A 13237-nucleotide genomic window follows, 5' to 3' on the forward strand; every position below is an offset into this window, starting at 1 on the left:
TGAATGAGGTCGCATCACTTGTCAATCATGTGATGCGGCTGTTATGATAATATATTGTGTACTAGCTTTATTTAAATATGAAGGAGATTGATTAATTATGGCAGAGAAAACGTTTAAAGTAACAGCAGAATCAGGAATCCACGCACGTCCGGCTACAGTGCTTGTTCAAACAGCAAGCAAATTTGATGCAGATGTGAACTTAGCATATAATGGCAAAACAGTTAACTTAAAATCAATCATGGGTGTTATGTCTTTAGGAATCGCTAAAGATTCAGAAATCACAATTTCTGCAGCAGGTTCAGACGAAAACGATGCAATCGCAGCTCTTGAAGAAACAATGAAAAAAGAAGGCTTAGGCGAATAATGCTCGAATTAAAAGGGATCGGAGCTTCAGCTGGGATCGCGATTGCAAAAGCTTACCGCTTAGAAGAACCAGATCTGACAGTATCAAAAAAAGAAGTAGCAGATAAAACTGCTGAAGTTCTTCGTTTTGATGAAGCCATCCAAAAATCAAAATCAGAGCTTTTAAAAATTAAAGAGCATGCATTCAGAGAATTAGGTGCAGATAAAGCTGAAATTTTTGAAGCTCATATCTTAGTTTTAAGCGACCCAGAATTGCTTAACCCGGTTAAAGATAAAATCAGCAGTGAAGCAGTTAATGCTGAATTTGCAATGAAAGAAACGGCTGATATGTTTGTAAGTATGTTCGAGTCTATGGATAACGAATATATGAAAGAGCGTGCAGCTGATATCCGCGATGTTACGAAACGTGTGATCGGACACTTGCTTGGCGTTGAGATACCAAACCCGAGCATGATTTCTGAAGAAGTAATCATCATTGCAGAAGATTTAACACCTTCTGACACTGCGCAGCTGAATCGTCAGTATGTATTAGGTTTTACAACTGATATCGGCGGCAGAACATCACATTCAGCCATCATGGCTCGTTCAATGGAGATCCCTGCAGTAGTAGGAACAAAAACAGCTACAGCTGACATTAAAAATGGCGACATCGTCATTGTTGATGGAATTGATGGAGATGTTATTGTAAATCCTTCTGAGGATGTAGTTGCAGGCTTTGAAAAGAAAAAAGCTCAATACGAAGTGCAAAAAGCGGAGTGGGCGAAACTTGTAAATGAAGAAACGGTAACAAAAGACGGACAGCACGTTGAGCTTGCAGCCAATATTGGCACGCCTGACGATGTTCGCGGCGTTCTTGAGAACGGCGGAGAAGCAGTTGGTCTATACCGTACAGAATTCCTTTACATGGGACGCGATCAGCTTCCGACTGAAGATGAACAGTTCGAAGCATATAAAGCTGTGCTTGAGCGCATGGAAGGCAAGCCGGTTGTTGTTCGCACCCTTGACATTGGCGGAGACAAAGAGCTTCCATACTTGAATCTGCCTAAAGAAATGAATCCATTCCTTGGTTTCCGTGCGATTCGCCTTTGCTTAGAAGAGCAGGAAATTTTCCGCACTCAATTGCGTGCATTGCTTCGTGCAAGCACGTTCGGCAACTTGAAAATCATGTTCCCGATGATTGCAGTTGTAGACGAGTTCAGACAGGCTAAAGCCATTCTTTTAGAAGAAAAGCAAAAGCTTGTCAATGAAGGTGTGCAAGTTTCAGATAACATTGAAATTGGAATGATGGTTGAAATTCCTTCAACTGCTGTTCTTGCAGATCAATTTGCTAAAGATGTTGACTTCTTCAGCATCGGAACAAATGACCTGATTCAATACACAATGGCTGCTGACCGTATGAACGAGCGTGTTTCATATTTGTATCAGCCTTATAATCCTGCCATTCTTCGTCTTGTGACGCTTGTCATTGAAGCAGCTCACAAAGAAGGCAAATGGGTAGGAATGTGCGGAGAAATGGCTGGCGATCCGCTTGCGATTCCAGTGCTTCTTGGTCTGGGACTTGATGAGTTCTCTATGAGTGCAACATCTATCCTTCCAGCACGTTCTCTTATTAAAAATCTTTCAAAAGAAGAGGCAGCAAGCTTCAAAGAAGAAATTCTTTCTATGAGCACAACAGAAGAAGTTGTTGCATTTGTGAAAACGAAATTTAATCTTTAATTTGAAATGAAAAAGACCTGCTTAAGCAGGTCTTTTTTTGTAGCAATAAGGCCTATTTCTTTTTATTCACTAAGGGTAATAAACGTAATTTTCCCACGCTTAAATCCTTCTGTGTTAAAATAGTCTCGAATGCAGATAGAATGGGGAAGATTTTTTGGAACGGATAGAAGATCAAGTTCTTCGGAAAAAGCTTTTTTTGCAGTCCATGTGGATTATCTTTATCCTGGACGCACTATTTATTTTATTCATAGAGAGAAGTCTTAAGTATTATCCTATTGTGATGGTTTTCGCAGGGATTTTTCTTGGCTATACACTAATCCTCAGGTTCATAAAAAAGGATTCTTTTTTTGTTTGGAGCTCACTCGCTCTTATATACAGCTATTTATTTGCCTTGAATTATACAGATCCCTATATTGTAAATTTTATTTTCCTGCTGTTTCCGGTTATTTTCAGCGCTGTTTTTCAGAAAATGACCTATTTATTTATAACAGGTGCGATAACCATATGCAGCCAGTTTTATTTTTTTCTGAGCAACTATGAGATTATCTCAACTTCTTTTGAAAGAATAGACGTAATGTATTACGTATTTTTCGCGGTCATTATTGTAGTAATTCTTAGCTATTATATTCGTTTTATTAATTTTCTGTGGACCAAAGTTCAGCTCCAAAATGACTTGATTTCAAGCAATTTGAGAACAACTGAGGCAAAGTTTGACCTGATATTTTCACAGAGCCATGATGCTATTGCCATTATTGGACCGGATCAAACAGTCAGGGCTGTTAATCCCGCGTTTTTAAATCTGTACGGATGGAGTGAAGGTGAAGTTGTCGGAAGCATTTATCCTTATCAGACCGGGAGCGAATCAGGAGTCACTTCCCGTAGAGACAGGACAAAATCAGGTTCTGCAGTAGAAGTGGAGGTAACAACAACTCCGCTGTTCAGCCATGCAAACGAACTGATTGCCTTTTGTGAAATGATTCGGGATGTGACTGACAAAAAAGCTGATGAGCTCGCACTTTTTCAGCAGGAAAAGCTAAACGTAGCGGGTCAAATGGCTGCTGGAGTGGCACACGAAATCAGAAATCCGCTCACGGTGATTCAAGGTTTTCTTCAAATGATGGATGAAAAAAAGGAAATCATTGACCCTCATTACACTAAAATCATGCTTGAAGAGCTGAAGCGCATGAACAGTATAGTCAGCGAGTTTCTAATCCTTTCAAAGCCGCAGGCAGTTCATGAAAAAGAAATAAATATGAGAGTACTGATCGATTCAATGATCCGTTTTTTCTCAACAGAAAGCGCGCTTAGAAACATTGGCATTGAGTTTAAGTGCAAAGGTGAACTCCCCGCTGTTCAAGGAGATGAAAATCAGCTTAAGCAGGTGCTGATCAATCTTCTGAAAAATGCGTTTGATGCTATGTCTAAAGGCGGAAAAATAATTGTGGACGCTCAAGCTGAAAATGACATCGTTAAAATCACGATCACAGATCAAGGGCCTGGCATTCCGGCTGATCTAATAAGCCAGGTGACAAAACCTTTCTTTACCACAAAAGAAAAAGGAACTGGTTTAGGCTTAGTCATTACGGAAAAAATTATCCGGCAGCATAATGGAAACATAACAATCACAAGCCAAATAGGCGAAGGAACAACGGTCATCGTTACTTTTCCTGTATCACATTCCTTAATAAGGTGAAACTAACATCATCAAGCGCAAAAGAAAGGTGATGAAAAGTGGAAAAGAAAGACGTAAATGCAGGAGACAAGGTATACGTCATCTACCGCAATCCGCATGCAGCAAATGTAGCCAATATCCAGCAGGCTGAAATCGTGGAACATCCGAATCACCCTGGTGAAAAAGCCTTATTTATTCATGATTCCTATCATTTATTAGATGAAGAGGACGCAATCTTCCCTTCATATTCAGATGCGGAAGTGATGTACAATAAGCTGTTTGATTATGAACAATATGAGTAGAAAACACTGCAGCTGGCTGGCTGCGGTTTTTTTGGATGTGTGTGTGTTGGGACAGATTTGGAAAAACGGATTCGCCCAAAAACAAACCCGGACTTTTCTGTCGGATCCTTATCTGTCTGTCGGAGCTGAACAGTCGGTTCCGCATTTCTGTATAGGAAAATTTTAAAAAGGATATGAACCATGCTGATAACAAAGGTTAATGGTATACCGCTTTAGTTAAAGGAAGTGTATTCATGGTTAAACCATTTGTGCCGCAGCTTGTCTATATTGAGCCTAGAGCGCTTGAATATCCGCTTGGGATTGAGCTAAAAGAGAAATTTGAAAAAATGGGACTTGAAATCAGAGAAACGACTTCACATAATCAAGTGAGAAATATACCGGGCAATAACCATCTGCAGCAGTACAGAAATGCAAAATCCACTCTTGTGGTAGGAGTTCGAAAAACACTGGACTTTGATTCTTCAAAACCATCTGCTGAATATGCGATACCGCTTGCAACAGGGTGTATGGGGCATTGTCATTACTGTTATCTGCAGACAACTATGGGCTCCAAACCTTATATCCGCACATATGTGAATACAGAAGAAATCTTTCAGCGGGCACAGGAATATATGGTTGAACGCACACCGCAGATTACCCGGTTTGAAGCATCCTGTACGTCTGATATCGTCGGGATTGATCATTTAACCCATTCGCTAAAAAGAGCGATTGAATTCTTCGGGAACACGGATATGGGCCGATTGCGCTTTGTCACAAAGTTTCATCATGTGGATCATTTGCTTGATGCAGATCATAAAGGAAAAACACGTTTTCGCTTCAGTATCAATGCCAATTTTGTGATTAAAAATTTTGAACCAGGCACATCGCCGCTGAATAAACGTCTAGAAGCAGCCGTCAAGGTAGCGGGGGCAGGATACCCGCTCGGATTTATTGTGGCGCCTATTTATATTCATGAAGGATGGCGGGAAGGGTATTACGAATTGTTTTCGAAACTTGATCAGCTTTTGCCTGAAGAAACACGGGATGATATCACATTTGAAATGATCCAGCACCGGTTTACAAAGCCTGCCAAGCGCGTCATTGAAAAAAATTATCCAAAATCAAAGCTCGAGATGAATGAAGATGACCGCCGCTACAAATGGGGAAGATACGGAATCGGCAAATATATTTATCAAAAAGATGAGGAAGCTGATTTAAGAGAAACACTTGAAAAGTATATTGATGACTTCTTTCCAAATGCAAAGATTGAATACTTCACTTAGAAAACAAGGTGTGCAGCCCTTGTTTTTTCTATTTTCTGAATCCTTATTTAAGCAAAATACAAGTAAGACTGTTACTATAATAATGAGAAAAATAATGGGAGTGTTAGCTATGGAACTCGGATTAAAAGGAAAAGTGGCTCTAGTTGCAGCATCAAGTCAAGGATTAGGAAGAGCTATTGCTGAAGAGCTTGTAAAAGAAGGCGCGAGCGTCATGATAACAAGCAGAAACCCTGATAAGCTACATAAAGTGAAAAATGAGCTTTCTGAAAAAGGTACTGGCCTCGTAGAATATAAAGCATGCGATTTATCAAATGCAGATGAGATCAGCCAGCTGGTGGAAGAAACGGTGAAACGTTTTGGAACGATTGATTTTCTTGTGAATAATGCAGGCGGTCCCCCTTCAGGACTATTTGAGCAAATGAGTGATGAGGACTGGCAAAAATCGTTCGAGTTAAATCTATTAAGTCATGTGCGTTTAATTCGTTCTGTTTTACCCTATATGAGAGGCAAGGGCGGGAAAATTGTAAACATCGCCTCCTCCTCAGTAAAAGAACCAATACCAGGTTTGATTTTATCAAATACGTTCCGTCTTGGAATTGTCGGATTAACTAAAACACTGGCATCAGAACTTGCCCCTTATCAAATCTTGATCAACACAGTAGCACCGGGCAGAATTTCAACGGACAGAGTCGCTTCTCTAGATCAGGCTGCAGCAGATAAGAATGGCATCAGCGTCAGTGAAGTGGAAGAAGAAGTAAAGCGGAAAATTCCTGCAGGACGCTACGGGAAACCGTCCGAGTTTGCAGCCTATGTTCTTTTCTTGCTCTCAGATGCCAACAGTTATGTAACTGGGCAGACACACCTGGTTGACGGCGGAATGGTGAAATCTGTTTAATAAGTGTTAATTTGTATAGGATTTGCTGCCCTGAAGAAAACTAAATCAGATAATCCAATACTGAGGGTGGCATATATATGGCGATCGTACTCGCTGTGATCTTATTATGGTTTGCAATACACTTGTACGTTTTCTTTCCAAAAAAAATGAATGGTCTTGAATCCATTTTTGTTTTTATGATTCTTTCTATTGTAAATAACAGCTTTTGTTCCGTCATTATGGAAAATCTGGAGTGGGCAAAAGCATATGAGACTCCTACTGCATTGACAGTTATTATTTTGCAGAGAATTCTTATCATCCCCACTCTTTTCCTTATGATTGTCCATGTTTATTTCAGGCTGAAGAAATCGATCGCAAAACTAATTCTGCTGTTCTTTTCTATTTCATTAATTTTCGCAATGGAAGAACTTTGCTCCTATTTTCAAATTATGAATTATCTTGAGAATAGATGGCTGATACCTGTTCTGCATTCGTCCTTGTTATACTTTTTCGGAGTCGCTGCACTCATTGTGTTTCGCCCAATCTTAAAAAAGGGGGTCACAATGCGATGATGGGCATGATGAACGAATTATATATTGTGATCACTCTTTTGACGGCACTCTGGATATCAGTGAAGCTTCCAAAAATATTTCCGCCTGCAATAACGATGCTGATCTTTACTTTCAGCGCTTTTATAGGACTTACTGCAGATCATATTTTAGACCTTCCTCCTTATGATATTTATGATGTGAATGATTCTCCGAAATTTGAGGTTTGGGATTTTATTTATTACAGCATGTATGGTTTTTTTGGCTGCTTTTTTCTCTATCTTTACCAGCAATGGAGAATCAGGGGCATGATTACAATTGTTTATATTATCCTCTGGTCCATGTTTTCTGTTTTTTATGAATGGATTGCTGTTTTAGCCGGCATTTTTGATTTCAGCAAAGGGTATAAAATGCAATATTCCTTTCCGGTTTATCTGTTTATTCAAACTTTCCTTCTCATTTTTTTTCATTTTGTATTGAAAGAATATGTTAAGCTTAAAGAAAAGTCTTCCATCGTTTAGATGGTCTTTTGAGAGATGAATTAGTATAAGTTTTGCGCATTTATGGCAAGCGTAATCGCCCAGCTTTTCGGCCAGAATAAATCCGCAGGAAAGGTCAAACCCGGACTTTTCCGCCGGATTCTTATCTGTCATGCCTGAGCAAAACGGACGCTTGCGCTTTTCTAGTAAGAAAGGAAGATGAAAAATGACTGGAGAAAAAGGTGTAATCGGTTTTATTGGGATTGGAGTAATGGGGAAGAGTATGGCAGGGCATTTGCTCAAAGATGGTTACTCGGTTTTGGTTTATACAAGAACGAAAGAAAAGGCATCTGAACTGATAGAGGCCGGTGCAGGTTGGATGGAGACGATTGAAGAGCTTGCATCCCAATCTGACTATATTATTACAATGGTCGGCTATCCTTCTGATGTGGAAGAAATTTATTTGAGCGAAAAAGGCATTTTGAACTCTGCCAAGGAAGGTACATATGTTATAGATATGACTACTTCTAAGCCAAGTCTTGCAAAAAAAATCTATGAAGCAGCAATGCAGCGCCATATCCATGCCTTGGATGCACCAGTTTCAGGCGGAGATGTAGGGGCAAGAGAAGCGAGATTATCTATTATGGCAGGTGGAGATCAGGAAGCATTTGACGCATGCATGCCGATTTTTTCTGTCATTGGACAAAATATAGTGTATCAGGGAGAAGCGGGAAGCGGTCAGCATACGAAAATGTGCAACCAGATTGCGATAGCTGCTGGCATGGTTGGAGTCAGTGAGGCCATTGCTTATGCAAAAAACGCTGGTCTCGATCCTGAAAATGTTTTAAAAAGCATTTCCGCAGGTGCAGCTGGCAGCTGGTCACTGAGCAATCTTGCACCAAGAATGCTGAAAGAGGATTTTGAACCAGGCTTCTATGTAAAGCATTTCATAAAGGATATGGATATTGCTATTGAAGAAGCTGACCATATGAAGATGGAGGTACCAGGATTAACGTTAGCTCATTCACTCTACACAGAGCTTCAGAAAAAGGGTGAAGGTGACAGCGGCACACAGGCCCTGTACAAGCTATGGAAATCGTAATCAAAAAGATGCTGGGCAATAGTGCAGCACCGATGGATCTCTTGCTCGAGGCAGATCCTTCCGAACAAAATATCAAACAATATCTCAAAAAAGGGACCGTTTTTCTTGCGGAGCTTGAGAAGAATATAGCAGGAGTTATGGTGCTGATGCCGATTTCACCTGCATCTATGGAAATAATGAATCTTGCGGTGGATGAGAAATTCAGGGGCAAAGGAATAGCAAAAAAACTTATTGCTCATGCTAAACAAGCCTGTGCAGATCAAAACATGGATTTCCTTGAGATTGGTACAGGAAACTCAAGCTTAGATCAGCTTGCCCTTTATCAAAAATGCGGATTTCGCATGAAGAAAGTAATCGAAAATTACTTCATTGTTCATTACCCGGAACCCATTTTTGAAAATGGCATTCAGTGCATGGATATGGTCAGACTAAAAATGAAGATAAAAAAAGATAGCTAGAAAACTCTAGCTATCTTGCAATCTGAAAACCTATTATTTACCAATGAACATTTGAGTCCAGTAGTTGCCTTCAGCTACATGGCCTACACCAATGTGAGTGAAGCTTGAATTCATGATGTTTTTACGGTGGCCTTCAGAGTTCATCCATGCTTGTACTACTTCTTCAGGAGAAGCTTGTCCTTTAGCAATGTTTTCACCAGCTGAGCTGTACTCAACGCCGAACTTCTTCATCATATCAAATGGTGATCCGTAAGTTGGGCTGTTGTGGTCAAAGTAGTTCTTGCTTTGCATGTCTTTTGATTTTTCTTTAGCCACTTTGCTTAATTCTTCATCTAATTGAAGTGGTTTTAAGCCTTGCTTTTCACGCTCTGCATTTGTTAATTCAACAACTTTTTTCTCAAATTCACTTACAGAAGCCTGTGTTTGCTCTTTCTTTGGAGCTGCTTCTTTAGAAGCTTCTGGCTGAGCTTTCTGAGCTGGTGCCGGAGCTGTTTCTTGTTTTGGAGCTTCTGCTTGTTGCTTTTGCTGTGGTGCTGGAGCTGAAGCTTGGCCTTGCTGTGCTTTAAATTGGCTTAATTGCTGTTCAACCATTTTTTGAAGCTCAGGATTGTTGATGTTCTGTAATAGATCCTGTGTTTGTGCTTGATTTAAATTGCAGTTTTGGCCTGCGATTTGGTAAGCTTTAACCTGTATATTTGATTGCTGTGGAGCTGCTGCATCTGCAGATGGGCCTCCAGCATTAAATGTAAAAATAGTAGCTGCTGCCGCAACTGAAAGTACGATAGATTTCTTCATGAAAAAATTCCTCCTAAGAGTTTTTTTTTTGGTGCTCTCTTGCTACAACAACATCGTAACATACGATTTTTGTAACATATGAACCATTGCTTTCCATTGACAGAATGCAATCTTTTAATCTATGCGGCTTACATTAAGTAAGCGGTAACAAACCTTTAGTATCACTAGTTTTATAGCTTTGCAAATGAAATATTCCTCACTCGCTGCCGTCAAAAAAACTCCCCATATATATCCAGTTGTACTAACTTTTTCATTGAATTGTTTCTTGACAAAAATTTAACTCCCTTTTTTATGTAACAAGTGTTACGCAAGTGTTACAATAGAGTTTGAAATACGTTAAAAGGATCTCTTAACCAAGGATCGATTTTGAAAGGGGAATAAATTCGTTGACTGAGCCAAGTAATAGTCAAGCTGATCTGCGAAAATTGAAGAAAACGCGCTTAATCCGCATCAATGTTTTCTTTTTCTTTGTGTTTTTACTATTCGTAGCGCTAATCATTCGGCTGGGTGTTGTTCAAATTGTTCAGGGTGAGGAATTTTCAAAGGAAGTCAGCCGCACTGAGTCAAACTATGCAAGCTTTCCTGCACCGCGCGGAAAGATGTATGACCGGAATGGAAATGTTCTTGTTGAAAACATTGGTGTTGAGGCCATCACATATACAGTAGAAAAAACAACGAAAGCATCAGATAAAATAGAAACAGCAAAAGTGCTTGCATCTCTAATAGAAGTTCCAACTGAATTTTTAAAGGACAGAGATTTAAAAGACTATTGGGTTGCTGCAAACCCGGAAGAAGCAGCGAAACTTCTTAAAACGAAGGAAAAAGAGAAAAAGGGGAGCGAAACGTACCAGCTTCAAATTGATCGTGTCCCTGAAGCTGAACTTAACAAACTAAAAAGCAATAAAAACGAGCTTGAAGTAGTTGCCTTATACACACGATTCTCAGCAGGCTATGCCTACGAACCTCAGATCGTAAAAGCTACGGAGCTGACAAAAGGCGAGGAGCTGACAAAAGAAGAGCTGACTCGTGTAGCGGAAAATCTTGAACTCCTCCCAGGTATTGATGTTATTACTGACTGGAAACGGTCATATCCCAATGGAGAACTGCTGACTGGAGTTTTCGGCAGTGTAACGACTCCCAAGCAGGGAATTCTCGAAGCCAGAAAGTCATACTATACAGCCCGCGGCTATGCAAGAAATGAACGTGTCGGCCGAAGCAATCTTGAATATCAATACGAAGATTATTTGAATCCAAGAAAAGCCAAGGTTCAATATGTAACGGACAGCAGCGGCAAAGTCATTTCAGAAACGATGATCGATGAAGGCCGCCGCGGATATGACCTGAAACTGTCATTTGATCTTGAACTGCAAAAGCAGCTGGATACTATTGTTGAAGAAGAGCTTAGAGTTGCCCGCGGCAAGACTGGAAATCACCTTGCAGACAGAGCGTTTGCCGTAATGATGGATCCGAATACGGGTGATGTTCTTGCGATGTCGGGCAAGAAATATGATTTTGAAGATGGAAAGATTAATGATTATATAATTGGAAACTTTACTTCGCAGTATGAAATAGGGTCTACAATAAAAGGTGCTACTGTTTTAGCAGGGTATCAAAATGGAATATCCCGTGGGACGGTTTATAATGATACTCCGTTATTAATAAAAGGTACTAAACCGAAAAAATCAGTGCGCAATATGGGACCTGTAAATGATATAACAGCATTAAAAAGAAGTTCCAACGTCTATATGTTCAGAGTTGCTTACGATATAGCAGGTGAAACGTATATTCCTAATAGGACATTCAATGCATCTTCAAGTGACTTTCAGAAGATGAGAAATTACTACAGTCAATTTGGTCTGGGAGTTCCAACAGGTATTGACTTGCCTAATGAAGCAACAGGTCAGCAAGTAACACCACCAAACGATGGTATCCTGCTAAATATGGCAATCGGTCAGTTTGATACGTATACCCCGCTGCAAATGGCGCAGTATGTATCAGTTATTGCCAACGGCGGATATCGCGTAGAACCGCGCGTTGTTACAAGCATTCATTCACCTGCGGACAATAAAGAGCTAGGTTCGATTGTAACCGAGCATGAAACACGGATTTTAAACCGCATCAATAACTCAGAAGAAGATATTAGACAAGTTCAAAGAGGATTTGAAGCCGTTACGCAAACAGGCGGTACAGCAGCAGGTATTTTTGGTGAGTATGATGTTGCAGGGAAAACAGGAACATCACAAACCAGTTATTACGGCGAGCAAAGCAAACGTGCATACTGGGGAACGGAAACAAATAACTTGGCTTTTGTTGGTTATTATCCTGCATCAAAGCCTGAAGTTGCCATCAGTGTAATTGTTCCTTATACCGGTAAAACAGCTTCCCATCCTGTAAACAAGTACATTGCAAAAAGAGCAATCGAAGCATACGCGAACCTGGAACCAAAAGATCCAAATGCTGAAACAGAACAGTCTGCAGAAACTGCGGAAAATACTGAAGAATAAATGCGAGACTGAGCTTTCCTTTATAGGAAAGCTTTTTTTGTGAGATAAGCTGGTTCCAGCTCCTAACTTCTCCATCAGAACGTAAAAAGTGATACCTGAACTTTTCTGTAGGATCTATTCTGCTTTTCTTATGAGTAACAAGTTATATAGAAGGAAAAAATAATTCCATAACCAGAAAAGAGGGATAAAATGGGGATTTACTCAATTGAAAACATACAGCTCATGAAGAAATTTCCCGAGTTAGCGCCAGAGCTTTATCAATCGTATATTGCATTCAGCAAAGCAGTTTTGAATGAGGGGCATTTATCCAGAAAAGAAAAAGAAATTATAGCAGTTGCTGTTTCACATGTGACCGAATGTCCTTATTGCATTGATTTTCATACAAAAAAAGCGAAAAAAGCTGGAGCATCTCTCGAGGAATTATTTGAAGCTGTCATGGCTGCAGCTGCAATCGAAGCAGGAGGAGCTTATGCTCACCGCACTCAGATGCACCGTGCTTACGATGGAAAGCTTGCTGAATCATTTTACAGCAGGGATGATTTAGCAAACATTAATACTTTGACGGATCTTTCTCCTGAAATACAGCAGACAGCAATGGCGTTTTTTTCAAAAGCTTCAAAGGAAGGCAAACTCACTGCAAAGCTGAAACAATTAATATCAGTTGCTGTTGCTCATACATCTGAATGCCCTTATTGCATTGCTTCACATACAGCTGAAGCCAAAAAGGAAGGCTGTTCAAAGGAAGAGCTGGCGGAAGCCGTTATGACTGCCGCCCTGCTCCGGTCTGGCGGTGCTGTGACACATGCTGTTAATATGCTGCAATCTTATGAGCAGGGCAGTGAAGAATAGCCTCATCAAGAGATGAAAAGACTAAGAACAATCTTTGATTAGGAGTGAACTCAGAATGTCCAAAACGAACAAAAACGATGCAGATCAAAAAAATAAAAAAGGGTTTGATTCAAGCAAAATTGACTCTGAATTCAGCGGGGAATTCGGCAGCGCTGCAGCCAATCTTGCTCATAAAGAAAAAGCAAAAAAAGAAAAAGCGGCCAAAAATTTTGGCGAATATAAGGAATAATCGAAAGCCGGGACAATCCCGGCTTATTTTATTTTTATGCTTAATTTAAAAAAATTAACTTTTTAAGGAAATTAAAAAGGAATT

General features: G+C 40.1%; 14 protein-coding genes. 13 read left to right on the top strand and 1 reads right to left on the bottom strand.

Annotated elements, in window-relative coordinates; translation table 11 throughout:
• Window positions 1–97: 97 nt before the first annotated feature.
• From K8L98_RS09375 to K8L98_RS09420, 10 genes are all read left to right on the top strand, one after another.
• A complete protein-coding gene (locus K8L98_RS09375) occupies window positions 98–364 on the top strand; it encodes a phosphocarrier protein HPr (RefSeq protein WP_029281636.1) in 267 nt (88 codons plus the stop codon).
• Window positions 364–2079 carry a phosphoenolpyruvate--protein phosphotransferase gene (ptsP, locus tag K8L98_RS09380; RefSeq protein ID WP_223441629.1) on the top strand — a complete coding sequence of 572 codons (1716 nt, stop codon included), beginning with the start codon at window positions 364–366 and terminating at the stop codon, window positions 2077–2079. Before K8L98_RS09375 ends, ptsP begins: the two co-directional genes overlap by 1 nt.
• A gap of 154 nt (window positions 2080–2233) precedes the next feature.
• Complete coding sequence (locus K8L98_RS09385) at window positions 2234–3772, top strand: ATP-binding protein (protein WP_223441632.1); 1539 nt, start codon at window positions 2234–2236, stop codon at window positions 3770–3772.
• Window positions 3773–3810: 38 nt separating this feature from the next.
• Complete coding sequence (locus K8L98_RS09390; RefSeq protein WP_223441636.1) at window positions 3811–4053, top strand: transcriptional regulator SplA domain-containing protein; 243 nt, start codon at window positions 3811–3813, stop codon at window positions 4051–4053.
• A gap of 233 nt (window positions 4054–4286) precedes the next feature.
• Entirely contained in the window at window positions 4287–5315 is a 1029-nt protein-coding gene (splB, locus tag K8L98_RS09395) for a spore photoproduct lyase (RefSeq protein ID WP_223441640.1), read from the top strand.
• 109 nt (window positions 5316–5424) lie between these two features.
• Complete coding sequence (locus tag K8L98_RS09400; protein WP_223441642.1) at window positions 5425–6210, top strand: SDR family oxidoreductase; 786 nt, start codon at window positions 5425–5427, stop codon at window positions 6208–6210.
• A 77-nt stretch (window positions 6211–6287) separates the two neighbouring features.
• Window positions 6288–6761: a hypothetical protein gene (locus tag K8L98_RS09405; protein ID WP_223441644.1), complete on the top strand. Its 474-nt coding sequence runs from the start codon at window positions 6288–6290 to the stop codon at window positions 6759–6761.
• Window positions 6758–7258 (top strand): hypothetical protein, encoded by a 501-nt coding sequence (locus tag K8L98_RS09410; protein ID WP_223441646.1) that lies wholly within the window; start codon window positions 6758–6760, stop codon window positions 7256–7258. Before K8L98_RS09405 ends, K8L98_RS09410 begins: the two co-directional genes overlap by 4 nt.
• A 184-nt stretch (window positions 7259–7442) precedes the next feature.
• Window positions 7443–8318: an NAD(P)-dependent oxidoreductase gene (locus K8L98_RS09415; protein ID WP_223441647.1), complete on the top strand. Its 876-nt coding sequence runs from the start codon at window positions 7443–7445 to the stop codon at window positions 8316–8318.
• The gene (locus tag K8L98_RS09420; protein WP_223441648.1) at window positions 8306–8776 is read left to right on the top strand and encodes a GNAT family N-acetyltransferase; all 471 of its coding nucleotides are present in this window, start codon (window positions 8306–8308) and stop codon (window positions 8774–8776) included. Before K8L98_RS09415 ends, K8L98_RS09420 begins: the two co-directional genes overlap by 13 nt.
• A gap of 33 nt (window positions 8777–8809) precedes the next feature.
• Here K8L98_RS09420 and K8L98_RS09425 read toward each other — a convergent pair whose 3' ends face one another.
• A complete protein-coding gene (locus K8L98_RS09425; protein ID WP_223441649.1) occupies window positions 8810–9571 on the bottom strand; it encodes a CAP domain-containing protein in 762 nt (253 codons plus the stop codon).
• 386 nt (window positions 9572–9957) lie between these two features.
• On the opposite strand from K8L98_RS09425, the gene K8L98_RS09430 reads away from it, so the two are divergent.
• The 3 genes from K8L98_RS09430 to K8L98_RS09440 all read left to right on the top strand — a co-directional run bounded on the left by K8L98_RS09430 (window position 9958) and on the right by K8L98_RS09440 (window position 13153).
• Window positions 9958–12075: a peptidoglycan D,D-transpeptidase FtsI family protein gene (locus K8L98_RS09430; RefSeq protein WP_223441651.1), complete on the top strand. Its 2118-nt coding sequence runs from the start codon at window positions 9958–9960 to the stop codon at window positions 12073–12075.
• Between the two features lie 189 nt (window positions 12076–12264).
• Window positions 12265–12924, top strand: a complete 660-nt coding sequence (locus K8L98_RS09435; RefSeq protein WP_223441653.1) for a carboxymuconolactone decarboxylase family protein — start codon at window positions 12265–12267, stop codon at window positions 12922–12924.
• 55 nt (window positions 12925–12979) lie between these two features.
• On the top strand, window positions 12980–13153 hold the full coding sequence (locus tag K8L98_RS09440; protein ID WP_223441655.1) for a hypothetical protein: 174 nt from the start codon (window positions 12980–12982) through the stop codon (window positions 13151–13153).
• The last annotated feature ends 84 nt before the right edge of the window (window positions 13154–13237 follow it).

It is taken from the genome of Metabacillus dongyingensis (assembly GCF_019933155.2).
GTDB classification, from domain to species: Bacteria; Bacillota; Bacilli; order Bacillales; family Bacillaceae; genus Bacillus_P; species Bacillus_P dongyingensis.